We start from the raw sequence: 25,605 nt of genomic DNA on the forward strand, positions 1-25,605 counted from the left end.
TTATTTTTTCTCTGCCACACGCAGTTTTGCACTACGCGCCCTGTTATTTATTGCAATTTCCTCGTCAGTAGGAATTATAAGCTTTTCAATACTTTTAAAAGGAACCTCAAAATTCCCAAACATATCACGCTCCGGCTCACCTTGAAACATTCCGTTTCTCATAAAGCGCTTTACCAACCTATCTTCAAGTGAATGATACGATATAACACTCAACCTTCCGCCCACTTTAAGAATTTCAAGAGACTGCTCTAAAAACTCCTTAAGCACATCCATTTCCTGATTCACCTCAATACGTATCGCCTGATAAATCTGCGCCAGTATCTTATTGCTTTTATGCCCCGGTAAAAATCTTGAAAGCACTTTTTTAAGCTGTTCTGAGTTCTTTATCGGCTCATTTCTTCTCGCTTCAACTATCACGTGCGCCATCGCGCCTCCATTCTTCAGCTCGCCATAATCAACAAGAACCCTTTTTATATCAGCCTCATCATATTCATTCACCACAACAAAGGCATTCAGTTCATTCTTTTTACTCATTCTCATATCAAGCTCAGCCTCAAAACGAGTCGAGAAACCACGTTCAGGAACATCAAACTGATGTGAAGAAACACCCAGATCAGCCAATATCCCATCCACAGCCTTCACCCCATGAAACCTCAAAAACCTTTTAATAAACCTGAAATTCTCCGGAATAAGCACAAAGCGTTCGTCATCTATAACATTAGCCTGAGCATCCTCATCCTGATCAAAAGCAAAAAGCCTCCCATTAGGCCCCAGCCTTCTCATTATCTCTCTCGAATGACCTCCACCACCAAAAGTTACATCCACATATATTCCGTCCGGCTTTATATTAAGGCCATCAACCGTTTCTTTCAGCAAAACCGGATTATGATATTCCATCTTCGTCATCATTTAAATTACCCATAACTTCTTCTGCCAGATCTGCAAAATCAACAACCGAGTCATCAATAGACTTCTCGTATTTATCTTTATCCCATATCTCAACAATATTCACTGCAGAAGAAAGCACTACATCTTTATCCATTTCAGCAAACACGAAAAGATCTTTTGGTATAAGCAGCCTGCCCGTTGCATCAATCTCAATAACTTTTACCCCGGCAGTAAACCTCCTGATAAAGTCATTATTCTTTTTCACGAAACGATTCAGCTTATTGATTTTTTGCATCATCTTATTCCACTCCGCCATCGGGTACAATTCCAGACAAGGCTGGAAAACCGAGCGTTTCAGCACGAATCCATCTTCCAATCCGGCATGCAATTGCTTCTTCAAAGGAGCAGGCAGCATCAGCCTTCCCTTCGAATCCACCTTACATTCGTATGTTCCGATAATGGTATTCAAGCAGTTAGAATTATAGAGATTACAAAGCAAATATAGCTATATTTTACCACTTTGTACCACTTCCTACCACTTTGTTGATAAGTTTTACCCTTTTTCTCCCACCCGAAATAAAACTCTTACAAAGGTCTAAAAGCTATTTTTGAAGAATTTCAGGCACTCGAAAAAAAATGATGCGATTTTTCTATTTTTTTAAGACAACTTAACATTCATATTGGTAAAAACTAAAATGTCATAAAAATTGTTAATAACCCCGAAAACTGAACCTCAGTTATTTACAATTTTACTTCTCAAAAAAAGCTAAAAAAGCGCTCAAAGGTTAAAAAATAACCCAAATATCATGTAGTAAAATTCATTTTAAAAGAGAATATTATATATTTGCGACAATTGAATTTGTTTATAATCAAACATGCAGAACACAAAAAAAGAAGGGAAGTACACTTACTATGAAGCCGGAGAAGGCACCCCTATAATCATCCTTCACGGACTTATGGGTGGACTTAGTAATTTTGACGGTGTAGCGAAATATTTCCCTACGGAAGGTTACAAAGTAGTTATTCCGGAATTACCCATCTATACACAAAGCATCTTAAAAACTAATGTAAAAGCTTTTGCACGATGGGTAAAAGACTTTATCACCTTCAAAGGATTTGACAGGGTAATTCTCCTTGGCAACTCACTGGGAGGACATATAGCGCTTTATCACACTAAAATGTATCCCGAAAAAATGCTTGGACTCATCATAACAGGAAGTTCAGGTCTTTATGAAAGTGCAATGGGCGACAGCTATCCAAGAAGAGGCGATTACGACTACATCAAACAAAAGGCTCAGGATGTATTTTACGATCCATCTGTTGCCACGAAAGAAATTGTTGATGAAGTTTATGCAGTAGCCAATGACCGCCTGAAGCTTATCAAGACGCTTACGATTGCAAAAAGCGCAATTCGTCATAACATGGCTAAGGACTTACCAAAAATGCATGTTCCTACCTGTATCATTTGGGGAAGAAACGATAATGTTACCCCTCCTCATGTTGCCGAAGAGTTTCACGAGCTACTTCCAAACTCAGCACTTTACTGGATTGACAAATGCGGACACGCTGCCATGATGGAACATCCGGACGAATTTAACCGCCTCATGCACGAATGGCTTAAAAAGCTGGATACTGCGCACCACCTGCTTACAGAAGAATAGAAGTTTACACTTATAGCAAAGCCCTGAATTATAATTCGGGGCTTTTTTTTATCGGGTGGTAAATTGTGGTAATATTAAGCTCACCCCATTATAACGATTCATGGCTTAAAATATTTACACTAACTTTGCGGTAAAATACCACAATATGAAAATTAATACTGCCGAGTTCGTTATCAGCAATTCAGATGTAAGCAAATGTCCAAAAGAACCACTGCCGGAATATGCTTTTATCGGCAGGAGTAACGTAGGCAAATCTTCACTGATCAACATGCTCACAGGCCGAAACAGTCTTGCCAAAACATCAGGAAGACCCGGAAAAACTCAGCTTATCAACCATTTTAAAATCAACGACAATTGGTTCCTTGTCGATTTGCCGGGATATGGTTATGCGCGCGTATCAAAATCTACTAAGCAAACATTCCAATCTTTTATAACTGAATATTTTGAAAAACGCGAACAGTTAGTATGCGCTTTCGTATTGGTAGATGTACGCCATGAAGCTCAGAAAATAGATATTGAATTCATCAACTATCTTGGAACCATAGAAGTTCCATTCTGCATTATCTTTACTAAGGCAGATAAGATAAGCCGCGGAAAGATCGATCAGCATGTTGCAGCTTACCGCAAAGCTCTTTTGGCAAACAACTGGGAAGAAATGCCGCAATACTTTGTCACTTCCTCTTCAGAAGGAACAGGCCGCGACACCGTACTTAATTATATTGAAGAAGTTAATCAGGGTATTTTTGACAACCAGGGGTTCCTTTAAAATATTTGTAACCGTGAAATCCACATTTATAATCCTACTGGCCGCTAGCTTATTTGTATCCTGCCGAAAAGAAACCTCCAACAGCAACGTTAACAAGCTGTTGCTTGACCAGTATAAAGAAGCGGAATACTTTTACCAAACCAATCTTAACGATTACGAGCAATTCATCAGCGGATATATCGCTGAAAACCCCCAGACAGGGTTATTTCAGAGTTATGACAGTATCCGCAAAATCAAAGCTATTGTAGATCGTACCGTTACAGATATTGACAAGGCAAAACCTGCTGATAAAAAACAATTGATTACCGAGAGTCGAAATGAAATTGAAAGGCTATCACATTATAAGTTTGAGTTTATCGACCTGAAATCATTAGAAGGACTGGATGACAGTCTATACAATCAGGCTATTAAAACAGATCTGCTGAAAGCCAATTACAATATTTTCCTTCAGTACTCGCACGATAAGATGAAGCAATAAAAAAGCGGCTTTAAAAGCCGCTTTTTTATTGTATCTATCGAAAATTATTTCTTTCCGATCTCAAGCTTTTCAGCAAAGTAATCACAAAAATCTTTCATGGTATCGCTCATTTTTTTGTCACCTGTAGCACGCTCAAAAGTATCAGCCATTGATACCAGTGTCTGATGGTAAAACACTTTCATTTCATCAACAGGCATATCTTTTGTCCAAAGGTCAATTCGCATGCTTTCCTGAGCTTTGCTGTCCCAAACTGATAACATTACCGCCTTAGATTCTTCTTTCTCAACACCGCCATCGCGTGCAGTCCAGAACAGTTTTTCAGGAACACGGTTCTCATCTAATTCAACAATTACTTTTATTTCAGATTTTATAGGGTTCTTAGACATTACTTTTTAGGTTTGTATTTAGAATTATCAAAAATTGTTTTGGCATCCATAGCCAAAAGATCCTGCAAAGGTACATTTTTATTATTCTCTGCATAAGCTTTAACAATCTGCCAGCCTATCCACTGCCCTATTCTTCCCGGAGACTCATTATCAAGTTCAAGATAAAATTTTGAGAATGGCGCAGGATTAATAAAACGAGCCGGAAGTTTCGGGTCAGAATCATACAACAGCTTTTTGTCTACAAAATAGCGCCATATTTCAGTTTCATTGGCTTCAGCCCATGCCAATTGTTCTTTGGTATAGCCTATCCTGTCATGCTCAGGAGTATCAGGAATAAGCAGGTCTTTGGCATATAACTCTTTCCCCCAGTATATCATCAAAGATAACAACTGTCTGTCACGCGGAGGTGCTACTTTACCATACATAAATGAAGAGGCAATATCCGGCATGATCTGCTCTGGAGTATACTGCTGAATTTCATATTTATTTAATCCTTCATACAGGTAATTATCTTTACCTAAATACAGGCTAAGCGGAATAAGAATAACTTCAGGCGTATACACAGCTTTGATATCGGTATCATCACTAATAAGTGTTACAACTTTAGGTGTAGGTAGTTGCGGATAATAATATTTTGCATGCTGAAGAAATGCACCCACCTCATCTTCAAGTTGGTTAAGATTGCTGAATTTTTTATCAGCCTCAGCCTTAAGCTTTAGCATAAAAGGATCTTTCATCTTATTAATCCATACGGCGTCATCATTCCCTTCAGGAAAAAGATATGGGAATTTTTGTTTTAAAGTTACCAGTCCCTGTGGCCCCGCATCAAAGAATTCCTTATCAAAACGCTCAATCTTTACAGCAGGAACAGGTATCTCGGCAATCTTTTTCTCCGCTTCACTTTCCTTCTTACAACCTGCCAAAACAGCCATAAGCGCAAGGACAAAGATATATTTCTTCATTTTTTGTATTTTTATTAGTAATTTCTTATTAAGGTTTTTATAATTTTATCCGCAAATATACAACGCAGTCATTTAATAAAGAAAATTATGCCCATCAAGTCCTTTTTCCAGGCGGAAGCTATAAACAACCATATCGTAAAGTGGCTACACCACTATGCAGAAAACGCAGGAGTAAAAGGTTTTGTTGTGGGCATATCGGGTGGAATTGATTCGGCACTTACCTCAACACTTTGTGCACAAACAGGATTACCTACACTTTGCGTTGAGATGCCAATTCATCAGGCAGCAAGTCATGTAAGCCGGGCTCAGGAGCACATAAAGAATCTGAAGGAACGATTTGACAATGTATCTTCTGCAAGAGCCGACCTGACTCCGGTGTTTGAAATTTTTAAGGAGCAAACCCCTACAAGCGAAAATCCGTATATACTAGACCTGACTCTCGCTAATACGAGAGCAAGGCTTAGAATGACAACATTATATTATTATGCAGGCCTTCATAGCGCATTAGTTGCGGGAACAGGTAATAAAGTAGAAGACTTTGGCGTTGGATTCTTTACAAAGTATGGTGATGGCGGTGTAGACATCAGCCCGATAGCCGATCTTTTAAAGTCTGAAGTAAGAGAACTTGCCAAATACCTAAATGTAACCCAAACTATTATAAACGCTAAGCCAACAGACGGGCTTTTTGGCGACGACCGAAGCGACGAAGATCAGCTCGGCGCCAGTTACGACGAGCTTGAATGGGCTATGGAACAGTTGGAAAACGGAAAAAACCACAACGATTTTACCGGAAGGGAAAAAGAGGTTTTTGAAATTTACAAACGACTGAATACCATTAACCAACACAAGATGAAACCTATACCAGTATGTAAAATTCCTCAAAAATTGAAATAAAATTCTTTCATTCACAATTCTTTAAGAATTAAATTATTAAATTTACTATAGTCTAAACCCAAAAATCTAACAATTATGATCAAACTATGCCTCGCGGACAATCACCCCGTAGTGCACTACGGCATGAAATCGTATTTCAGCGATAATCCGCAAATTAGCTTTGCAGGTGTGGTAAACAACCTGGACAACCTTTTGGATACCCTGGGGAAAAAATCAGTAGATGTTGCTGTGATTGACCTGGAACTGGAAGGATTGACCAGCATTAGTTCAGTAAAGTCTCTTGTTAAGGATTTTCCTGATACTAAGGTAATTATCTTCACTAATCTTGCTGAACAGATTTATGCACCAAATGCACTAAAAGCAGGAGTTTCTGCTTATGTACATAAAAGTGCGAAAATGGAAGAGCTTGAGAATGCGATCAAAAAAGTTAACGAAGGTGAAGTAGTATTCAGCGAAGCTGTTAAGAAAAACCTTGCCCTGTTGAACAAAGGAAAAAAATCCGAGCGTTTGTACAGGAAATTGTCTTCAAGGGAAATTGAGGTATTACGTTACCTTAGTGAAGGCAAGAAAAACAAGGAGATCGCAAAACTGCTTGACCTAAATGAGAAAACAATCAGTACGTACAAACTGCGACTGCTAACAAAACTACATGTTACAAACCTTGTAGACCTTGTTAACAAAGCTAAAACGTTAGACATTGTTTAATCACAAAAAACTATCCTCGGAAAACAACATTACACTTACTATAAAGTATTAGTGCGGTATTGTTTTGCCAATACCCACCAACCAAATAAAACGCCCCGCTTACTACCGGGGCGTTTTTATTTTATATGTTTAATTTCCTTACTCTTATTCGTCCTAATTTTTCAGATACCTTATTAATAAAAACCTGATTGTCCCTAATCTGTAGCATTATTTCATCATTATCAGCATTAGGCAAAACTTGTGATATAAGACTTGCGATGTATTTATCCATCAATCTCCATCTTAAATCCAGAATTAGCTGATCTACATGTTCAACAATTGTATCGACCTTTAATCTTACGGGTATACTTTGCTTTTCTTCCCAACCACTTAAAAGATATTTTTCATCTTCCATGTACAGCTCGGTTGCAAACCCTTGTAAGTCCTGAGAAACATCATTTATTGAAAAAGCCCGTTTTTCTGTCAGCGCATAGGATTTATAAATCAATTCGTCATACAATCCTTTAAAGAGCGTATTTGAAAACTCAATTTCGTCTTCAAGAATATTCATGTATATCCTCTCATATACCCTGCACATTTTCTTTTCCTTGACAAGCTTTTCAACTCCAAACTCATCAAACTTTATGTAACTATCCTCAAATTCATCCTCAACGTGCCCATATTTTAAAAGCGCATCAACAATTGCTTTTTCTATGCCATCTAACGAACTCATTTCCTCATTCCTATATTGCTCGTCCGGAGACATCATTACGTCATCATACACAGGCCTCATTGCGTTCTCACGCTGCTCTTCCTTCATCTTTTTTCCGGCATCTGCGACATCTTTTTGTACCAGTTGGGCAAGTGTACTGGAAAGTACCTGTTCTGATATATCCATTATGCGTGCACATTCCTGAATATATATTTCACGCTGAATACGATCAGGTATCTTAGAGATACTGGTAACCATATCCCTAATCAGTCCGGCTTTCTTTACAGGATCGTTCTTTGCTTCATCCATAAGAAGCCCTGCCTTAAACTGTATAAAATCTTTAGAATTATCATTCAGGTAAGCAACCAGCTCATCATGTGGCGTTTTCTTGGCAAAACTGTCAGGATCTTCGCCATCAGGAAAGGCACACACCTTTACGTTCATTCCTTCTTCAAGAATAAGATCGATACCACGGATAGAAGCCCTTAATCCTGCTGCATCACCATCAAAAAGAACCGTTATGTTTTTCGTAAGCCTGTTGATAAGCCTTATCTGATCAGGTGTAAGTGCAGTACCCGATGACGCTACCGTATTTTCTATACCTGCCTGATGGAATTGTATTACATCTGTATATCCCTCTACAAGGTAACAGTTATCAAGTTTAGCGATAGCCTGCTTAGCATGGTAAATACCATAAAGCACTTTACTCTTATGATAAATGTCGCTTTCAGGTGAATTGAGGTATTTGGCAGCTTTTTTATCGTTTCCTAATATTCTCCCTCCAAAACCAAGCACTCGCCCCGACATACTTTGAATAGGAAACATAACCCTACCGCGAAAACGGTCAATATGTCTGCCATCTTCACGCACAATTGTAAATCCTGTCTTATCAAGATACTCGAGCTTGTAAGCCTTACCAAGCGCTTCTTTCGTAAAGGCATCCCATTCTTCCGGAGAATAACCTAATCCGAATTTTTTTATGGTATCACCTGTAAAACCACGCTCCTTAAAATAAGAGTAGCCAATAGCCTGTCCTTCGTCGGTATTTGAAAGGGTATTTTGAAAATATTTTTGAGCAAACTCCGAGACAAGATACATACTCTCCTTCTCATTTGCCTGTTCTTTATCTTGTTCCGTCTGCTCGGTTTCTTCGAGTTCTATATTGTATTTTTTTGCCAGGTATCGAATAGCCTCCGGATAGGTAAAATGTTCGTGTTCCATTAAAAAGGCCACCGCATTCCCACCTTTACCCGAACTAAAATCTTTCCATATCTGCTTTACCGGCGACACCATAAACGAAGGCGATTTTTCATTACTGAACGGGCTCAACCCTTTAAGGTTTGAACCTGCTCTTTTTAAATTAACAAAATCACCAATAACCTCCTCAACGCGGGCGGTCTCAAAAACGGTATCTATACTGGCTTTGGATATCAAAATGTAACAGGAAAAATTATATGAGTGCCAAAGTTACAAAATAAAAAAGCAGGCTCTTACTCAGCCTGCTTTTCATTACCAAAAAAAAAAGAAATACACTACATCTAATGATCACTGATCCTGTTAAAGTATTAAGAATTGGACAGTTCCTTACACTTTGATAACCTTTCACAGTAATCCTAAAAACTTTTTCAAAAATACGCCCAAAGTACCTTTCAAAAAATACCCAACAATGGGTATTTTACTCTTTTCAATGTTAAGAATTGCATTTTTTCACCAAATGGTGACATACATAATAAAAAGAAGGGTGTCGTTTACGCCAACACCCTTCTTTCAAAGTACAAAACTAACCCTTATGTTTAATTGAAGTCAAAACGCAATCCTAAAGAAAAGTTATTCTGATCAATATCGTTGTTATTAAATACCGGCTGAAGATCGTATTTTGCATACACACTAATATCTCTATAACCTACATAAGCACTTAAACCGTATGCAAAATCATTTACATTAAAATCGCCTTTGGTTTTATCCCTAACCCTGTTACCATTATCATTCTTGTATTTAAGAATCTGTTTCTCTTTTACATTTACACCTGCATATCCTCCAACACCTAACCTGAAACCTTTCTGAATCGGATAATATACCTTATCTCCATTCACTTTTTTTGGAGTAAAATCAAATTCCAAATGCATTGGCACAACAAGGTTAACATAACGAAGACGTACCTTATCAAGATTCCTTCCTGAATCTACTAATAATGTCTTATCTCCATCTGTCACGAATATTTTATCATCCTTTGGCCTTAGATTGTTATACTGAAGTGAAAGTCCGTATTTAAAATGCAGCAGATTATTGTTGTCGAATATTCTTGTATTCCATGCTATACCCCACTCATAAAAATCAGATCTGTCCTCAAAATTCGCGGTATCCACTTTTCCGTCAGTCATTAGGCGGTTTATCCCTAAAGCAAACACAAACTGCGAAGTAGTCCTTTTGTAATCATAACGTTGTACAGAAACCTTAGTAGAATCTTCGTCATCATCGCCTCTTTCATAAGTAATAAAAGCTATCTTGTGCTTTTTTCTATCATTGTATGCCACTTTACCATCTACTTTATCTTTTACCAACTGATCTAGTTTAGCTTGTTCTACTGCTACTTTAGTTTCGATATTTGTAGCACGTTTTTCAGCATATTGCTGCTTTTGTGCTTCAGCCTGCTCTGCTGTTATCTCTTTATTATCAAGCTTAACATTTACCGATTCTACCTCAATTTTAAGCGAATCCTTTTGCTGTTTGGTAATAGTCTCTATGTTTTTAGAGATCTCTTTAGCTCTTTCTTCAAAAGTTGCAGGCTTAGTTTCCTGTCCTAAAACTTTGGTCGCAAGAAGGCATAGCAATCCTGCCACATAAAAAGTTATTGTTTTCATGTTGATGATTTTTAATTATTTGTTATTGGTGATTTTATTCGTAATTCCTGTTCGCAACTGCCGAGCGCACTGCTTTAAAGTTTTTAGCTGCTCCTATAAGTACCCTGTCTTTAAAACTATCGTCAAGTTCTTCTTCAACAGCCGAAAGCAGTGAGTTTGGATCTACTTTTACAGTTGATTTCTTTTTAGCTGTTTCGGCAGATGTTGCATCAGCAAGTATTTTGTCAGTATTTTCGCGCACTATTATCGGCGACTCTTGTTTCTCATTTGAAGCAATCACTCCCTGTGGTAAAACCTGTGTAGCTTTTTCTGTTTTAATAATAGTTTTTCCTGCCTCGGTATTGATCTTTCCACTTTGTTTACGAGGCGACTGATGAGCAACGGCTTCCTGTGTTCTTACCGGAGCAACAACCACCTCACTCTCTACGGAATCAGACTCGTTTTGAACCTCATTATCATTTACCACTACACTATTATTGGTGTCAATTCCTGAATTTTCCTTTTCCTGGTTTAAGAACAGTACCCCAACCAGAAGGAATACTAAAAAAGCAGCAGCGATATACATCCAGCTTCTGTTCTTTTTCGGTTTTTTATTTTCAGCAACCGAAAGCATCGCATCAAGCCTGTCCCAGGCCATGTCAGAGGGCTGAATGGTCCTTTGCTCCAGCTTCTCTTTAAACTCCTTTTCCATTTTATTCGGTTCCATTTTCGTAATTCTTTAATTTGTTAATCTGATCCTTCAGCATCTTCCTTGCATGCGACAACTGCGATTTCGATGTACCTTCGTTTATCCCGAGCATCTTCGCTATTTCCTGGTGCTTAAACCCCTCAATCGCATAAAGGTTAAACACCATCCGGTATCCGTCCGGCAAACCATCAATGAGCGATTGTATATCTTCTACCGAAAAATGACTTTCTATATTATTAAAAGTATCTTCCACATAAAACTCATCTTCAAGGAACTTTACTTTTTTCTGCACCCTCAGGTAAGAAATACATTCATTTACCATTATCCTCCTGATCCAGCCTTCAAAACTCCCTTTATTCTCAAAGTTTTTTATATTGGTAAAGACTTTCATAAAGGCCGTTATCATTATATCTTCTGCCTGGTGTACATCTTTTACATACTGCCTGCAAATACTCAGCATCTTCGGAGCATGTTTAGAGTAGATCTGTTGCTGTGCGTGACGATTATTCTCCGCCGCCTGTGCAATGGTATCTTTCTCTTCCTGATGTAGGGCAATTACTTTCAAAACGATTGGTTGTTTGGTTTAGCGGTCATTTTTCAATTATTAACCGACTTCTATTAGCATAGACGAGATGTCTTTTAAAATGGTTGCATCAATAGATAAAAATAATTCATTTTTTATAAATATTTTTTTTTGACCACTCAAAATAAAAACATAAAAGCCACTCAATGAGCGGCTTTACTTAAATATTGGACTTAAAATTATATTTTTCTTTCTATAACATAATTTACCATCAGCACTAATGCATCTTTATATATGGATGCCGGATAGTCTGCTAATAATAAAAGAGCCTCTTCCCTAAACTCTGCCATGCGCTTTTCAGCATAAGCCAGTCCCTGTTTCTTCTTAACAAAGTCAATAACCTCCTTAACGCGTTTTTTGTCTTTGTTATGGTTCTTAACCGAGTTTATTACCCATCGTTTTTCTTCTTTAGTGCAATTATTAAGCGCATAGATAAGCGGAAGGGTCATTTTTTGTTCTTTAATATCAATACCTGTAGGTTTACCTATCGAATCTTCAGTATAATCAAACAGGTCATCTTTAATTTGGAAAGCCATACCTATAAGCTCCCCAAACTTTCTCATCCTTTCGGTATGCACCCCATCCGGATCTACCGAACAGGCTCCCAACGAGCAGCATGCTGCAATAAGTGTCGCCGTTTTTTGACGTATGATCTCATAATATACATCCTCCGTAATATCAAGCCTGCGGGCTTTCTCAATCTGAAGCAGCTCTCCTTCGCTCATTTCACGTACGGCTACCGATATTATCCTTAGCAAATCAAAATCGCCATTATCGATAGAAAGCAGCAATCCTTTAGAAAGCAGATAGTCTCCAACTAATACTGCAATCTTATTCTTCCATAATGCATTAATAGAAAAGAATCCCCTGCGCCTGTTACTGTCATCCACGACATCATCATGCACCAGGGTAGCGGTATGGATAAGCTCAATTACTGATGCTCCCCTGTAAGTGCGTTCGTTTACTGTACCGCCGCTTACCATTTTAGCAGTAAGGAACACAAACATAGGGCGCATCTGCTTCCCTTTACGATTTACTATATAATATGTGATTCTGTTTAGCAACGCCACTTTAGAAGACATCGACTCATGAAACTTTTTCTCGAAAAGTTCCATTTCCTGAGATATGGGCTGCTTAATTTGCTCGGTAATTTTCATGCCCTCCAAAAATACGCAAAAGCGAGTTAACAGCAAACACTACTTTGCTTCAAAAATTTTAATATTTCTTTAAAAAACACATACCTCTTTTACGGTTAAATATAAAGCCAAACATTAAAAAAAACGAAAGCCGCCGGTTATACTCCGGCGGCTTCGTTTTTATTAGCAAGCTGTCCACAGGCAGCATCTATATCTTTTCCACGGCTACGTCGCACTTTTGCAACAATATCGTTTCGTTCTAAAGCTTTTATATAGGCATCTATCACTTCCGGATCTGCCTGCTGAAACTCTCCGTCATCAATAGGATTGTATTCAATAAGATTCACTTTACACGGAACATATTTACAGAATTTTACAAGTGCATCAATATCCACTTTTCTGTCATTAATTCCTTTCCATACCACATATTCATAGGTAACACGGCTTTTGGTCTTTTTGTACCAGTACTCCAGTGATTCACGCAAGTCTGCCAGAGGAAAGTTTTCGCTGAAAGGCATAATCCTGGAACGAACCTCATCGATAGCAGAGTGTAACGAAACAGCCAGCTTAAAACGAACATCATCATCTGCCAGCTTTTTTATCATCTTAGGTAGTCCTGAAGTAGAAACAGTAATACGCTTGGGTGACATACCCAATCCTTCAGGAGAAGTAATCTTATCGATAGCTTTAATAACATTATTATAGTTCATAAGCGGCTCTCCCATGCCCATGAATACAATGTTAGAAAGCGGCCTGTTATGGTAAAAACGACTTTCGGCATCAATAGCAGCCACCTGGTCAAAAATCTCATCCGGATTAAGGTTTCGCATACGCTTTAGTCTTGCTGTAGCACAAAAATTACAATCAAGACTGCACCCTACCTGACTCGACACACAGGCAGTAGTACGGGTTTCTGTAGGTATAAGAACCGACTCAACGACAAGCCCATCATGCAGGCGCACAGCATTTTTTACAGTACCATCACTGCTTTGCTGCATCTGGTCTACATGAATGTGGTTGATAACAAAATTATCTTCCAGCATCTGCCTTGTGCTTTTGGCAACATTGGTCATATCATCAAAGCTATGGGCATTTTTGCTCCACAGCCACTCATACACCTGGTTACCCCTAAATGCCTTATCGCCATTAGCTACAAAAAAATCGCGCAATTGCTCTTTTGTAAGTGCCCTTATATCTTTCTTCTCCGTTTGCATGCCGCAAAGGTACTAACTATTTAGCAAATATCCGTTTATCAGGATTACGCATAAAACACAAACTCCGGAAGCGGGATTTCCTGCTTCCGGAGTTGAATATATTTATTTATCGGCTTTACTGTTTTATCAGCTTATAATTAGCTGCTTTTCCGGTAGCCGTTTCTCTCACATTAAGCATATAAACACCAGCCGCATTCGAGCTGATATCTACATTGCCTGTCTGATTAAGGCTTCCTGTGTTAATTGTCTGTCCCAGCATATTGGTTAATGTATAATCAAGATTATTCTCCGACACAATATTAAAAATGCCTGAAGACGGATTCGGATATATTTTCACGGAAGCTTTAAAAGCAAAATCGTCTGCTGCAAGAACGTCAGTAAGCCTGAAATTTACAGTCTCCGAACTACCAAATGCACCCCCTAAATGAATCAGTGTCCCTTCAGGTGTCTCTAACCTGTAAAAACCAGGTCCGTAATCGCAACACATACCATCACCCTCACTATCATAAATGGTAAATGTGTAGCAACCGGCAGTGGTCAGCGTAAAAGTTTGCGAGAAAGATTCAAACTCGCTATAGTTATCACCTTCATACAAAACAACACCTGCTTCATTTTTAAGTTCCCATGATGTTTCTTCAGCAAAATAATCCGTCTGAAGAGAAAACTCAACATTCGTTATTGGCATAACGGTCACAATAAAACTGTTAACCACCAAATTATCCGATGTATCTTCGTCGTTCTGTCCGTTAGGCATAGTAACTTCAACAGAGAGTGTATTCTCACCTGAGGTTCCCTCTAGCACAGGCAACTCAATATCAATTGCTGTATTCACAACAAGGTCCCCTGTCCAGTTTATAACCGACGGAACATTATTAAACGTATAAGTAATTTGTGCAGAGGTAAGATTTTGCGTTCCTTTATTCACCAGACGTATTACAGGATGAACATCATTATCACAACCTGTCAGACCCAGCTCAGAGACAGAAACTCTTGCATTAACAACATATACCGGTTGTTCAGGATAATAATTAACTGTCGTTGCTCCTGTATTTGTTGGGTCAAGCCAGTCTTTAAGCCTTGTTGAAGAAGTTGTTCCGGCATCCCACGATTTGCCAAGCCTTCCGTAAACATCGTCTCCTCCATTATCTGTATCTCCATTACAGCCTGAAGTTCCTCCATATAACTGACCAATTATTCTTCCGTCCTGATTGAACAATGGTGATCCAGAAGAACCACCCTGAGTTACTCCCAGATCCCAATCAGCAACTTCCCACATAAATTCGCCTCCATCATTATTTAATATTGGCGCGTCAAAATCCCTACAGGCTTTCATAATATCTCCCGCCGGGTGGTGAATTCCAAAAGTTGATTGCGCAGGCGTTTCACTTCTGTCCCAACCTGCCCAAACCAAATCCCATTCTGTCGGCAAAGTGGAGGTAATCTGTAACAGGCAGAAATCACTCTGGGCACGTTTTGCCTTTAACTGAGCACCACTAACTGTTTGATAATAATTTGGTGCATTATCGGTACTTACAGCACTACCGGCGCAAACAGGATTAGGGCTAATCCAGTTAAAACGAAATGACCATTGATTTATAGTCTCGTCGGCACAATGATTAGCTGTTAAAAAATAAGGAGTACCATCATTGCTGGTATTATTTATAAGTGCACCTGTACAAAATGATGAATTGGCAACAATAATAAGTGCTACAGACTTTTTGTTGATGTCTTTAAGTCCGTCAATATCATCCATAAAGCAATTCACATCATAGTTACAATTGCCTGATGTATTAAGTCCATCACTTGGATCTTTCTGAAATGCACTTAGTGACCTGTAACCATGTACTACTTTAAACACCTCCAGTTTACCCTGACCGGCTACGGCAGCAGGTTCATAATATTCAATCCAGATATCATCTCCTTTTACCAGCCAGGTTCCAAGCTCACGCTTTTCATTATTCTGCTGCTCATCATAAGCACCAAGCAAATCAGTCCTGTCATTATTATACAGATATACTTTTGCTCCCTTCGGCATGTAAAAGTCACTAAAAAGGAAATTTAGTGTCTGGGCTCCTGTTGAAGAGTAGCGCATCCTCCAAACCCGGTCTCCATTAGCCAAAACACTCCAGTTACCGCTATTTTGTAAATTATGATCAACAATAAACTCAAAACCATAACGCCATGGCTTTCCATTATCTTTATCCGTTATTTCGTCCTGAGCCTGAAGTTTTGAAAGGTCAAAATCCGGCATCCTATAGGCTTCGAAGGGTTCGAAACCTTTATTTTTCCAACTAAAGGGCTTGCCTTCATTTGTTACCTGTGCTGAAGCTATGCCAACAAGCATAAGCAACATGAACGTAATTTTTCTTTTCATTCGCTATTTTATGATTGTAAACAGAATATTTAGTTGTTACAAATATAACAAAAACAACTATTTGCGTTATTAATATTTTACAACTTTGAATTCTATAGTATGTCCCGAACTTTCGGTTATTACCAAAGGATAAACTCCTACTACCGCTCCCGAAATATCTATGCTGTTATTACCCGGCACTAACCGACCATGCGCTATTAACTGACCTACCATATTGAAAAGAGCAAAGTCGCATACTTTAGGAGAATCAATAGTAACAATCCCTGAAGACGGATTAGGATATACAGAAAATTTAATATCCTTTTGAGGCGCATCTGTTGAAGAACGGTAATTTATGGTCAGGGCGTTGGTATTTTCCGGATCCAGCCAGTCTTTCAGCCTTGTAGCAGAAGTACCTCCCCCATTCCATGAAATATCAAATCGGCCATAAATATCATAACCACCATTATCGGAAGTACCATTGCAACCTGATTCCCCTCCATACAACTGACCAATTATCCTTCCGTTATTGTCAAATAAAGCCGACCCGGAAGATCCTGACTCAGTAACACCCATTTCCCAGTCATTAACCACCCACATAAAAAGCCCGTCGCTATTATTTATTGATGGAGCATTATTATCCTTGCTGGCTTTCATAATATCTCCGGAAGGATGATGGATACCAAAAGTAGATGATGGCGGGGTTGTACTCCTGCTCCACCCTGCCCATACCAAATCCCATGCCTCCGGAAGCTGAGAAGTAAGCTTAAGAAGGCAAAAATCGCTGGCGGCACTCTTAGCTTTTAATTCAGCACCGCTCACAGTCTGGTAATAATTCGGAGCATTGGTAGTGCTATCAGTACTCTCTGCACATACCGGATTTGGACTTATCCAGTTAAAACGAAATGCCCAGTTAGATACATTTTTCCCTTCAGCGCAATGATTCGCCGTAAGCAAATAAGGCGTACCGTCACTTGTCGTAGTATTGATAAGCGTACCGGTACAAAAACTTGAGTTGTTTACTATGATCAGACCTACCGCTTTTTTATTGATATCTTTATAACTGTTGATAGTACCCATATCACAATCTACATCATAATTGCAGTCACCCGATGCATTGAGATCATCATCCGGCGATTTTTTCATAGTTGCAACAGATCTGTAGCCATGAACAACTTTAAAGATTTCCAGTTTACCCATTCCTTTTACAGCAGCCGGTTCATAGTATTCTATCCAGATATCATCACCGCTTACCAGCCAAGTACCTAATTCTCTTCGTTCGTTATTCTGCGCTGCATCATAAGCCCCAAGCAAATCTGTTCTTTCATCGTTGTACAGGTATACTTTTGCCCCTTCAGGCATATAATAATCACTAAAAAGGAAATTCAGTGTTTTAGCCCCTTTGGAGTAATAACGAATTCGCCAAACCCGGTCTCCATTAGGTAAAGCAGTCCACTCACCGCTGTTATTAAGATTATTATCTACTAAAAATTCATAGCCATAGCGCCATGCCTTTTTTTTATCGGCATCATTAATTTTATCTTCTTCCCGGAGTTTAGCAATATCAAAAACAGGCATGATAATTTTATCTATCCTGCTCTTTTTAGTAAATCCCCAGCTTAAGGGTTTACCTTCATTAGTAACCTGACTGTATCCGGCGATAAAAACAAAAATCAATAAAAATGTAGATATACCTTTCATAATTAGCATTTAGCCCAGTAAAAATAACCGTTTAAATGTTAAATTGTTCCGTTTGCAAAACTTTCTGATATAATTTATCCGTACCCCGTCATTTATTACCTTTGTCAAAAATCATTTTATGCATTTCATATCGGAAGAACTTGAGGATTATGCTGCTTTCCATAGCGAAAACGAACCTGCTTTACTGACTGCCCTGAACAGGGAAACCCACCAGAAAATACTTCAGCCACGAATGCTGAGCGGACATTTTCAGGGAAGGGTATTAAGTATAATATCTAAACTTGTAAATCCTAAGCATATACTTGAAATTGGAACTTACACAGGGTATGCTACGCTTTGCCTGGCCGAAGGTTTACAGGAAAACGGAACGCTTGACACCATGGACAATAATGAGGAATTGTTTGATTTTCAAAGAAAGTATTTTGATCTTTCTTCGTGGAAAGACCAAATAACACAGCACCTGGGCAATGCGCTAGATATGATACCATCGCTAAACAAGAAATTTGACCTTGTTTTTATCGATGCAGATAAAGAGAACTACATCAACTATTTTAATATGATAGTACCTATGATGAACAAAGGTGGCATCATATTATCCGACAATGTATTGTGGAGCGGAAAAGTACTTGAACCTGTAAAAGCAAACGATAAAAGCACAAAAATACTTTTAGAATACAATCAGTTGCTTAAGGAAGACCCGAGAGTCGAAACAGTATTGTTACCCATTCGTGATGGGCTCACTGTTAGTAGGGTTATCTAAATTTTCTTTTTGAGGAAAATATTTATCCCTTAAATAAACATATAATTTTAATACAAGCCAGGCGGTAAAAATGCCCCACGCATAACCTACAAGGATATCGCCCGGATAATGCAACCCAAGATAAATACGGCTGTAGGCAAATATAAGTGGCCATAAAAAGAAGAAGCCCATATATTTGAGATACGGCCTCAAAACTTTATACAGAAAAAAAGCAGCAGCCATAGAGTTGGCAGCATGCCCAGAAATAAAACTGAAAGACCTGCGGTGCTGAACTGCCCTGATAATACCCGCAATTTCAGGATTATTACCAGGTCTTAACCTTTGGAAACCATTTTTAAAAAGGTTCGTAGTCTGATCTGTAAAGGCGATAAGTACAGCTATCATTCCTACCACTAAGAGCGCGTGGCGCCATCCTAGTCTTTTAAAGGTAAGATAAGCAATAATGGCAAAAACCGGAATCCAGTTTTGCTGTTTTGTTATGAATTCCCAAAAAGGGTCAAAAAATTCAGAACCAAGGGAATTCAGGTATACAAATACATCCCTGTCAAGGTTTGCCAGCTTATCAAGCATATTATCTGATGCGTTTTATTGGTCCCGACATATCTTCAATATCCTCTTTCACCTTGTCAATCTCGCCGGTAATATTTTTAGTTATATTATCACTGCCAATATCCTCAAATGATCTTTTGATACCATCAAGGTCGGCACTTTTATGAATCTCGCTTTTTATCTCGTTAGAGGCATTCTTAAGTTGCTGCATACCTTTACCAAGGCCGCGCGCAATTTCCGGAATCTTGTCAGACCCAAACAACATAAGCACCACTATTATGATGAAGAAAATCTCTCCTCCTCCTATTCCAAACATAGCTTCAAAAATTTAATATACAAAGGTATTATAAATTACGTTTTTAATTGGCTTAGGGTTTGCGATTTTACAATTACTAAACCTAATTTAACTTATTTACTTCCTTTTTTCTCCAACTGATCGAATTTTGAGCCAGATTCCTGCTTTGGCCAGCTATTATTTGAAGTATCAACATCGGCAGTAAGCAATTTAGGATCAAGCATAATTTTAGTAACTTTCTTCTCAGTTGCAAAAACACGTGAAGCCGTTTCGTTGTTCTTTCTCCATATCTGAACCGGGAAGGTATGACTTTCTGTAGTACCATCTTCAAAAGCAAGCTCAACAATTATTGGCATAAGCATATCGCCCGGCTTGTTAAAAGTCACTTCATAAAAATATTTCGGAGCTTTTAGCCTGGTTCTTTCTTCCGGCGTAAACTTAGACCCCATATAATCTTCAAGTAGCCTTACATCTTGCACATCAAGGGCTTTTTTATCCCTGTTCTTTAGCTCAGACTCGTCAGCAACCATATAAACAAAAGGACCTTTTTCCCTGTCGAATCTTCCTTTTTTGATGTTAACATCTTTCAGGCTTTCAGGCTGTGTTTCGGTAACATAATATTGTTTTACTTCCTGTATCCCCATATCTACATAATCGGTAGTATAGAACCAGCCTCTCCAAAACCAGTCAAGATCAACAGCCGAAGCATCTTCCATAGTCCTGAAAAAATCTTCCGGCGTTGGGTGCTTAAACTTCCAACGGTTAGCATACGTTTTAAAAGCATGATCAAATAGTTCTTTGCCCATAACCACCTCACGAAGCATATTAAGTCCGGTTGCCGGTTTCGCATAAGCATTAGAGCCAAACTGATGTATAGCTTCAGAATTTGTCATTATAGGCTCCAGAAATTTCTGATCACCACTCATATAGGGTACTATCTTGGCAGCAGGTCCACGCGATGACGGATAGTTAGCATCATACTCCTGCTCTGTAAGATACTGAAGGAAAGTATTAAGCCCTTCGTCCATCCAGGTCCACTGCCTTTCATCAGAATTCACGATCATTGGGAAGAAATTGTGCCCTACCTCATGAATAATAACACTCATATTACCCCATTTGATCCTTTCACTCACAAAACCTTTTTCATCAGGTCTTCCGTAGTTCCAGCATATCATTGGGTACTCCATCCCCTGATCTTCAGCAGATACTGATATCGCCTTAGGATAAGGGTAATCAAAAGTATATTTAGAATATGTTTTTAAAGTATGTGCTACCACTTTAGTAGAGGTGTCTCCCCATAGCGGATTAGCTTCTTTAGGGTAAAGCGAAATTGCCATTACGGTTTTCTCCGACAGCTTTACTGCCATTGCATCATAAATAAATTTCCTTGATGTTGAGAAAGCAAAATCCCTGACATTAGTAGCTTTAAATTTCCAGGTTTTCTTTTGCGATGAGAAACCTTTCTCCGCTTTTTCAGCCTCTTCCTGTGTTACAATAACGACAGGCTTATCATAGGTTTTTGTTGCAAGTTCATAACGCTTCAATTGTTCAGGTGTCAGCACTTCGGCCCTGTTTTGAAGCTCACCCGTACCATCCATAATATGATCGGCAGGAACAGTAATATTCACTTCAAAATTACCAAATGGCAATGCAAACTCTCCCGCTCCCCAAAACTGCATATTCTGCCAACCTTCCACATCATTATAAACCGCCATTCTAGGATAGAACTGCGCTATTACATACAGGTTGTTATTATCCTTATCAAAATGCTCATAGCCCGAACGAAAACCATAAACACGGTAATTATTTACCGTGTACCACCATTTGATCGAAAACGAAACTTTTGCTCCCGGTTTCAGTGGTGTCGGCAGGTCGATACGCATCATTGTTTGGTTAATAATGTAATTCAAAGGCTTACCATTAGCATCCTGAACATACTCAATATTAAATCCTCCCGGAAAGCCATCTTCAAAATAACGACGCGAAAAAGCATCAGGTTTGTAGGCCTGATCCATTTTCTGACTCTCTACAAGTTTCGATTTCGAATCTTTTGCCTGTTGGTTCTGATCGAGCTGTACCCAAAGATAATCCAGTGTTTCAGGCGAGTTATTATGATAGGTAATTGTTTCTTTACCTAAAATCTTAGTGTTTTTATCATCAAGCTCTATATCCATTTTATAGTCGGCCTGCTGCTGATAATACGCAGGTCCCGGAGCTCCCGATGCAGTACGGAACATATTTGGCGTTGCCAGAAGATCATACATCTGACTAAACTTATTACTGTCCTTATGCCCCGGCTCACGCTTTTGAACATTTTTTTCCTGAGCTGTAATTTGTATTGCCGACAACAACGACAACGTATATAGTAGTTTCTTCATAATCCAGATTTTAGAACCCGAGTACACCTCCGGTTGTACCATTAGTCAGCAAAAGACTTTTTTTGTTACCACCTACCGCAACATGAATTATATTTTGCTGATCATCAAACACATCTAACAAAACAGTAGTATCTACAACCAAAGACTTTATAGCTTTTTCAGCCGGAAGTGTGTAATAACATACAAGAATATCATCTTCCTTTTCTTTTCCCAAAAATTTTATCTGTTTTTCTTTACCGTTTATTTTTATGTGTAGTTTTTCCGTTATGTATTTCTTGATGTATTCATCGGTTCCGGCAACTTCAGTTGATGTACCAATGTAAAAGTGCTTCTTGTATTTTTTTACGAAAGCCGTTTCAAGGTCATCGATAAAAATACGCGAAGTCATTTGTATTTCCTTTTTTGCAGGAACATAGTTTAGCTGAAATACCGACACATAATACTTATGTGCGCTAACAGCCATCATAACTGTAACGGAAAGTAAAAGGGTAATACTTGCGGCAATTTTTCTCATCGCCCCAAATGTAATAAACTTAATGATTTATTTACCCTTTTTTAAATATTCTGAACTCTGATTCACAAGATAGTCAGTAAGTTCAAACTCATATTTAGGCTCAAGCATCCAGGCAGTTTCTTTTCCTTTGTCGCAATAAGCCAGAAATAGCCCAATCTCATCATTGGGAATTTTAAGCATATTGGTGAAAAAATGATGTGTATAGCGTTCTTTTACATTCTCAGAAAAATTCTTAGCACTGCTATTGCCATAAATCTCACCTTTATCAGTGCGTTTCTTTTTCTTAAAGATCATTTTATAGACTTCATTGAAATTAACTCCTGTCAGCGGACTCCCCAAAACATTGCTTGGCAATGCCGTATTAGGATTCGCAATTGGCCTTATCGTGGGATCACTGGCTATAAGACCGGCAGAATTCATTCCTCCTGTTATGTTTTTAGTCTTAGTGTTTTTACTATCACTTTCCAGATCTCCGGTAAGTGCATTAGCCTTAATCACTACCTCATCAAGCACTGTAACATCAACGTTAAGCTCAATAACAAGTCTCCTTCCTGTAAAATGTTCTTTTTTCAACACCAGTTTTGCTTCACGCACTGCTATCCCTGAAAATAATAGCGTATCTGTTGGTCGGGCATATATGGTAAAGTCACCATTCCCATCGGTAATAGCCTTTATATTCGAGGTAATATTCTGTACCGAAAGATTCTCTACATTCAGTGAATCAGCTACTACACGGCCGGCTAATATTTGTCGCGGCTGCTTTTGAGCAAATCCGATTAGTGGTATCAGCAGAAAAAGAAAAAACAGAAACTTGGCTTTCATAATTATTGGGTTAGGTTGGCAAATCGTAAATATCTTTCTTTAAGATAAGCTATAAGTTCAGATTCATTTTTAGGATCGAGCAGGTATCGTTTTGCCCCATCATTGCAAAAATTAAGAAATAAGCCCAGCTTTTCGCGTGGAACTTTTATAATCTCAGTGAAAAATGATTCAGAATAGCTTTCCTGCAGGATTTTTGAAAATGATTTTTGCTCTACTTTAGCATTTGCGTATAACTTATCTTTTGAAGAGCCTTTTTTATTTTTTGAATCCGAAGAACTTAACGCATCGGCAAGCAGCCCATACACAGCGATAAAATTCAGATTCATCGATGGGTTATCAACAACCCTCCCCAGATTCAGTAAAGATGGATCAAAATCATCTTTGAATTTTTCATTAAGCAATACCACATCGGTGTTTTTGCTATCAATGTAAAGATTACCCGTAAGCCCGCTAAGTTCTATATCATCAAGCAAAATTGCAGACGGCACAAGCCGTACTACAAAAAGCTCCTCCTTTACATCAATTGCCGTAAGTGTATACTGAAGAGTTTTAAAAGCCGGTGCTGCAAACTCAAGCACGTCTCCTTCTTTAGCATTGATAGTAAAGCTTGATTGCTCATTTACTTTCCCCGCTACTCCTGTTGTGGTATTTTTTACTTCCAGAAATTCAATAGTCATTTCATCTGCAATAGCTTTACCATACACTATATGCCTTTCCTGCGCAAAAAAAAGCGTCGGTAAAAAAAACAGAACAAATGCTATTATATTTTTCATGGTTGGTTATTTATAGCTATTTATCTTCCTGCTGAAGTTTGAGGTATTTTTTAGCCAGTTCTGCGAGCATAAAATCCACATACGCTTTGTTATTTCCTTTTATAGCTACAGTAAACTCTTCATTTTCTGCCAGGTAATACAGGAAACCGTTAACCTTCTCTTTTGGAATATTATAATTCGCAGTAAATTCTTCATCGCTGTATAACCCCCGCACTTTATCTATAGTCCCCTCCTGCTTTTCGGTCTCATAGGCTCTTTTCAACATTTTAGTGCGCCCCGAGATAGCATTTATAATAGGATCAAGTCCAATAACCGTTCCTACAGTCATTGCGCTGGCCGTATACAGCCTGCGTTCGGCTACCGTATATCGTTTCTGCCCTTTAGGCACCAGCCCTAAAGCTTCCGAATTAATGTGACTGTATTTATTTATAACAACCTCCTGAAGCTCGTAAGAATTAAAGTTTACGCTTATTATATAAGGCGTTACCTTAAACGAATCAGTATTAAGCATAAATTCGCGCACTACAATTTTAGTACTGTATACCACCAGCCTGTCACCTGGCTTTGCTACAAGATCGAAAAATCCTTTATAATCGGTTTTAACTTCAGTTCCGGCAGTCTTGTTGATTACAAAAACATCACCAACACCATTATCACCAACAACTACCCTTCCTAACATTTTTTGTCTTTCCTGCGAGAATGCAGCAAATGACAGGAATAACAAAATATACAGTAGTTTAGTTTTCATCTTTTATAAGTTGAAGGTATTTTCCTGACAATCCACTCATCAGAAACCTTGCCATAGTATCGTTCTTGTTTTTTATGGCTCTGGCAAAATTAGCATCTTCGACAAGGTAATATACAAACCCCCTCACATATTCTAACGGTATATTGAATTTCGTCACAAGTTCTTCCTCACTATAAATATAGTTAATCTTCTCCATAAGATTTTCCTTTTCGGCAGTCTCATTGGCTTTTTTTAACATTTTAGTGCGTCCGGTCAGGGCATTTATAACCGGATCCAATCCCATAGGATTCATTTTGGATGAACTTGCTGTCAGCAATCTTTTTTCTGTGGGCGTATATTTCTTTTGTCCCTTTGGAACCAAACCCAAAGACTCCGCATTGATATAACTGTAATCAACAATAATTAACTCTTCGAGATGATGTACATACTTTTCAACAGGGACTATAAGAAGCGTAGATTTCACATCTTCTTCTTCAAGCGTAATTTCTTTAGCTACAATATTTATTGCCGAAAAGATTATGGTGTCGTTTGCTCTGGCAGGAATCGTAAAGTAACCACCCCGTGTTGTGGTAACCGAATTATCTGCCGTTTTATTAATAACATAGATACCTTCAAGGTCTTCGGCATCTGATTTGATTTTTCCGTTAACAGGGACACGTTCCTGCGCTGTGAGTAAGGATGTAGCAGCAACAGAAATCAGGAAAAATAAATTTTTCAAGTACGTGAGTTTAGGTGATTAATGAATCAAGCAGAAAAGCTACGCTGCAAGTGTATCAAAACTTTGTAACTTTACCTCTTC

General features: G+C 38.5%; 26 protein-coding genes. 6 read left to right on the forward strand and 20 right to left on the reverse strand.

Going from position 1 to position 25,605, the window contains the following annotated elements; translation table 11 throughout:
* Both rsmH and mraZ read right to left on the reverse strand, forming a co-directional pair.
* Positions 1–909, reverse strand: a complete 909-nt coding sequence (gene rsmH / locus DEU42_RS12085; RefSeq protein ID WP_199509092.1) for a 16S rRNA (cytosine(1402)-N(4))-methyltransferase RsmH — start codon at positions 907–909, stop codon at positions 1–3.
* Positions 884–1,357, reverse strand: a complete 474-nt coding sequence (gene mraZ, locus DEU42_RS12090; protein ID WP_114758564.1) for a division/cell wall cluster transcriptional repressor MraZ — start codon at positions 1,355–1,357, stop codon at positions 884–886. The genes rsmH and mraZ overlap by 26 nt, the downstream gene beginning before the upstream one ends.
* A gap of 406 nt (positions 1,358–1,763) precedes the next feature.
* Between mraZ and DEU42_RS12095 the strand changes: the two genes are divergently transcribed.
* The 3 genes from DEU42_RS12095 to DEU42_RS12105 all read left to right on the forward strand — a co-directional run bounded on the left by DEU42_RS12095 (position 1,764) and on the right by DEU42_RS12105 (position 3,793).
* On the forward strand, positions 1,764–2,549 hold the full coding sequence (locus DEU42_RS12095; protein WP_114758565.1) for an alpha/beta fold hydrolase: 786 nt from the start codon (positions 1,764–1,766) through the stop codon (positions 2,547–2,549).
* Between the two features lie 145 nt (positions 2,550–2,694).
* Positions 2,695–3,315: a ribosome biogenesis GTP-binding protein YihA/YsxC gene (gene yihA, locus DEU42_RS12100; RefSeq protein ID WP_114758566.1), complete on the forward strand. Its 621-nt coding sequence runs from the start codon at positions 2,695–2,697 to the stop codon at positions 3,313–3,315.
* Between the two features lie 13 nt (positions 3,316–3,328).
* The gene (locus DEU42_RS12105) at positions 3,329–3,793 is read left to right on the forward strand and encodes a hypothetical protein (RefSeq protein ID WP_114758567.1); all 465 of its coding nucleotides are present in this window, start codon (positions 3,329–3,331) and stop codon (positions 3,791–3,793) included.
* Positions 3,794–3,837: 44 nt separating this feature from the next.
* On the opposite strand, the gene gldC is transcribed toward DEU42_RS12105, so the two are convergent.
* Complete coding sequence (gldC, locus tag DEU42_RS12110) at positions 3,838–4,179, reverse strand: gliding motility protein GldC (protein WP_199509093.1); 342 nt, start codon at positions 4,177–4,179, stop codon at positions 3,838–3,840.
* A complete protein-coding gene (gene gldB, locus DEU42_RS12115) occupies positions 4,179–5,141 on the reverse strand; it encodes a gliding motility lipoprotein GldB (protein ID WP_114758568.1) in 963 nt (320 codons plus the stop codon). The genes gldC and gldB overlap by 1 nt, the downstream gene beginning before the upstream one ends.
* A gap of 87 nt (positions 5,142–5,228) precedes the next feature.
* Here gldB and nadE point away from each other — a divergent pair, with 87 nt between their 5' ends.
* A complete protein-coding gene (nadE, locus tag DEU42_RS12120; protein WP_114758569.1) occupies positions 5,229–6,035 on the forward strand; it encodes an NAD(+) synthase in 807 nt (268 codons plus the stop codon).
* Between the two features lie 75 nt (positions 6,036–6,110).
* The gene (locus DEU42_RS12125) at positions 6,111–6,740 is read left to right on the forward strand and encodes a response regulator transcription factor (RefSeq protein WP_114758570.1); all 630 of its coding nucleotides are present in this window, start codon (positions 6,111–6,113) and stop codon (positions 6,738–6,740) included.
* 121 nt (positions 6,741–6,861) lie between these two features.
* On the opposite strand, the gene dnaG is transcribed toward DEU42_RS12125, so the two are convergent.
* The 8 genes from dnaG to DEU42_RS12165 form a co-directional block, all read right to left on the reverse strand.
* On the reverse strand, positions 6,862–8,865 hold the full coding sequence (gene dnaG, locus DEU42_RS12130) for a DNA primase (protein WP_114758571.1): 2,004 nt from the start codon (positions 8,863–8,865) through the stop codon (positions 6,862–6,864).
* 359 nt (positions 8,866–9,224) lie between these two features.
* Positions 9,225–10,292: a hypothetical protein gene (locus DEU42_RS12135; protein WP_114758572.1), complete on the reverse strand. Its 1,068-nt coding sequence runs from the start codon at positions 10,290–10,292 to the stop codon at positions 9,225–9,227.
* Positions 10,293–10,326: 34 nt separating this feature from the next.
* Positions 10,327–10,998, reverse strand: a complete 672-nt coding sequence (locus DEU42_RS12140) for a hypothetical protein (protein WP_114758573.1) — start codon at positions 10,996–10,998, stop codon at positions 10,327–10,329.
* On the reverse strand, positions 10,985–11,545 hold the full coding sequence (locus DEU42_RS12145) for an RNA polymerase sigma factor (protein WP_114758574.1): 561 nt from the start codon (positions 11,543–11,545) through the stop codon (positions 10,985–10,987). The genes DEU42_RS12140 and DEU42_RS12145 overlap by 14 nt, the downstream gene beginning before the upstream one ends.
* A 197-nt stretch (positions 11,546–11,742) precedes the next feature.
* Positions 11,743–12,720 (reverse strand): polyprenyl synthetase family protein, encoded by a 978-nt coding sequence (locus DEU42_RS12150; RefSeq protein ID WP_114758575.1) that lies wholly within the window; start codon positions 12,718–12,720, stop codon positions 11,743–11,745.
* A 137-nt stretch (positions 12,721–12,857) separates the two neighbouring features.
* A complete protein-coding gene (gene rlmN / locus DEU42_RS12155) occupies positions 12,858–13,913 on the reverse strand; it encodes a 23S rRNA (adenine(2503)-C(2))-methyltransferase RlmN (RefSeq protein WP_114758576.1) in 1,056 nt (351 codons plus the stop codon).
* Between the two features lie 115 nt (positions 13,914–14,028).
* Positions 14,029–16,287 carry a T9SS type A sorting domain-containing protein gene (locus DEU42_RS12160; RefSeq protein ID WP_114758577.1) on the reverse strand — a complete coding sequence of 753 codons (2,259 nt, stop codon included), beginning with the start codon at positions 16,285–16,287 and terminating at the stop codon, positions 14,029–14,031.
* A 69-nt stretch (positions 16,288–16,356) separates the two neighbouring features.
* The gene (locus DEU42_RS12165; RefSeq protein ID WP_158537879.1) at positions 16,357–17,967 is read right to left on the reverse strand and encodes a T9SS type A sorting domain-containing protein; all 1,611 of its coding nucleotides are present in this window, start codon (positions 17,965–17,967) and stop codon (positions 16,357–16,359) included.
* 118 nt (positions 17,968–18,085) lie between these two features.
* On the opposite strand from DEU42_RS12165, the gene DEU42_RS12170 reads away from it, so the two are divergent.
* A complete protein-coding gene (locus tag DEU42_RS12170; RefSeq protein ID WP_114758579.1) occupies positions 18,086–18,727 on the forward strand; it encodes an O-methyltransferase in 642 nt (213 codons plus the stop codon).
* Here the strand turns inward: DEU42_RS12170 and DEU42_RS12175 are convergent.
* The 8 genes from DEU42_RS12175 to DEU42_RS12210 form a co-directional block, all read right to left on the reverse strand.
* Complete coding sequence (locus tag DEU42_RS12175; protein ID WP_114758580.1) at positions 18,686–19,297, reverse strand: phosphatase PAP2 family protein; 612 nt, start codon at positions 19,295–19,297, stop codon at positions 18,686–18,688. The genes DEU42_RS12170 and DEU42_RS12175 overlap by 42 nt on opposite strands.
* 1 nt (position 19,298) lies before the next feature.
* Positions 19,299–19,592 (reverse strand): twin-arginine translocase TatA/TatE family subunit, encoded by a 294-nt coding sequence (locus DEU42_RS12180; RefSeq protein ID WP_114758581.1) that lies wholly within the window; start codon positions 19,590–19,592, stop codon positions 19,299–19,301.
* 92 nt (positions 19,593–19,684) lie between these two features.
* On the reverse strand, positions 19,685–21,949 hold the full coding sequence (locus DEU42_RS12185; protein ID WP_114758655.1) for a M1 family metallopeptidase: 2,265 nt from the start codon (positions 21,947–21,949) through the stop codon (positions 19,685–19,687).
* A gap of 10 nt (positions 21,950–21,959) precedes the next feature.
* Positions 21,960–22,463, reverse strand: a complete 504-nt coding sequence (locus DEU42_RS12190; RefSeq protein WP_114758582.1) for a DUF6702 family protein — start codon at positions 22,461–22,463, stop codon at positions 21,960–21,962.
* Positions 22,464–22,490: 27 nt separating this feature from the next.
* On the reverse strand, positions 22,491–23,285 hold the full coding sequence (locus DEU42_RS12195) for a hypothetical protein (protein ID WP_114758583.1): 795 nt from the start codon (positions 23,283–23,285) through the stop codon (positions 22,491–22,493).
* A 2-nt stretch (positions 23,286–23,287) separates the two neighbouring features.
* Complete coding sequence (locus DEU42_RS12200; RefSeq protein ID WP_114758584.1) at positions 23,288–24,058, reverse strand: hypothetical protein; 771 nt, start codon at positions 24,056–24,058, stop codon at positions 23,288–23,290.
* 16 nt (positions 24,059–24,074) lie between these two features.
* Positions 24,075–24,806 carry a hypothetical protein gene (locus DEU42_RS12205; protein WP_114758585.1) on the reverse strand — a complete coding sequence of 244 codons (732 nt, stop codon included), beginning with the start codon at positions 24,804–24,806 and terminating at the stop codon, positions 24,075–24,077.
* Complete coding sequence (locus DEU42_RS12210; RefSeq protein ID WP_114758586.1) at positions 24,796–25,524, reverse strand: hypothetical protein; 729 nt, start codon at positions 25,522–25,524, stop codon at positions 24,796–24,798. Before DEU42_RS12210 ends, DEU42_RS12205 begins: the two co-directional genes overlap by 11 nt.
* Positions 25,525–25,605 lie beyond the last annotated feature (81 nt).

Origin of the sequence: Flavobacterium sp. AG291 (assembly GCF_003350375.1) — a bacterium.
GTDB classification, from domain to species: Bacteria; Bacteroidota; Bacteroidia; order Flavobacteriales; family Flavobacteriaceae; genus Flavobacterium; species Flavobacterium suzhouense.

Bases quoted from the DNA above. Each gene is read 5' to 3' on its own strand.
- rsmH (WP_199509092.1), bottom strand. From the start codon at position 909: ATGATGACGAAGATGGAATATCATAATCCGGTTTTGCTGAAAGAAACG.
- DEU42_RS12095 (WP_114758565.1), top strand. From the start codon at position 1,764: ATGCAGAACACAAAAAAAGAAGGGAAGTACACTTACTATGAAGCCGGA.
- yihA (WP_114758566.1), top strand. From the start codon at position 2,695: ATGAAAATTAATACTGCCGAGTTCGTTATCAGCAATTCAGATGTAAGC.
- gldC (WP_199509093.1), bottom strand. From the start codon at position 4,179: ATGTCTAAGAACCCTATAAAATCTGAAATAAAAGTAATTGTTGAATTA.
- gldB (WP_114758568.1), bottom strand. From the start codon at position 5,141: ATGAAGAAATATATCTTTGTCCTTGCGCTTATGGCTGTTTTGGCAGGT.
- nadE (WP_114758569.1), top strand. From the start codon at position 5,229: ATGCCCATCAAGTCCTTTTTCCAGGCGGAAGCTATAAACAACCATATC.
- DEU42_RS12125 (WP_114758570.1), top strand. From the start codon at position 6,111: ATGATCAAACTATGCCTCGCGGACAATCACCCCGTAGTGCACTACGGC.
- DEU42_RS12135 (WP_114758572.1), bottom strand. From the start codon at position 10,292: ATGAAAACAATAACTTTTTATGTGGCAGGATTGCTATGCCTTCTTGCG.
- DEU42_RS12140 (WP_114758573.1), bottom strand. From the start codon at position 10,998: ATGGAACCGAATAAAATGGAAAAGGAGTTTAAAGAGAAGCTGGAGCAA.
- DEU42_RS12150 (WP_114758575.1), bottom strand. From the start codon at position 12,720: ATGAAAATTACCGAGCAAATTAAGCAGCCCATATCTCAGGAAATGGAA.
- rlmN (WP_114758576.1), bottom strand. From the start codon at position 13,913: ATGCAAACGGAGAAGAAAGATATAAGGGCACTTACAAAAGAGCAATTG.
- DEU42_RS12160 (WP_114758577.1), bottom strand. From the start codon at position 16,287: ATGAAAAGAAAAATTACGTTCATGTTGCTTATGCTTGTTGGCATAGCT.
- DEU42_RS12165 (WP_158537879.1), bottom strand. From the start codon at position 17,967: ATGAAAGGTATATCTACATTTTTATTGATTTTTGTTTTTATCGCCGGA.
- DEU42_RS12170 (WP_114758579.1), top strand. From the start codon at position 18,086: ATGCATTTCATATCGGAAGAACTTGAGGATTATGCTGCTTTCCATAGC.
- DEU42_RS12175 (WP_114758580.1), bottom strand. From the start codon at position 19,297: ATGCTTGATAAGCTGGCAAACCTTGACAGGGATGTATTTGTATACCTG.
- DEU42_RS12180 (WP_114758581.1), bottom strand. From the start codon at position 19,592: ATGTTTGGAATAGGAGGAGGAGAGATTTTCTTCATCATAATAGTGGTG.
- DEU42_RS12185 (WP_114758655.1), bottom strand. From the start codon at position 21,949: ATGAAGAAACTACTATATACGTTGTCGTTGTTGTCGGCAATACAAATT.
- DEU42_RS12190 (WP_114758582.1), bottom strand. From the start codon at position 22,463: ATGAGAAAAATTGCCGCAAGTATTACCCTTTTACTTTCCGTTACAGTT.
- DEU42_RS12195 (WP_114758583.1), bottom strand. From the start codon at position 23,285: ATGAAAGCCAAGTTTCTGTTTTTTCTTTTTCTGCTGATACCACTAATC.
- DEU42_RS12200 (WP_114758584.1), bottom strand. From the start codon at position 24,058: ATGAAAAATATAATAGCATTTGTTCTGTTTTTTTTACCGACGCTTTTT.
- DEU42_RS12205 (WP_114758585.1), bottom strand. From the start codon at position 24,806: ATGAAAACTAAACTACTGTATATTTTGTTATTCCTGTCATTTGCTGCA.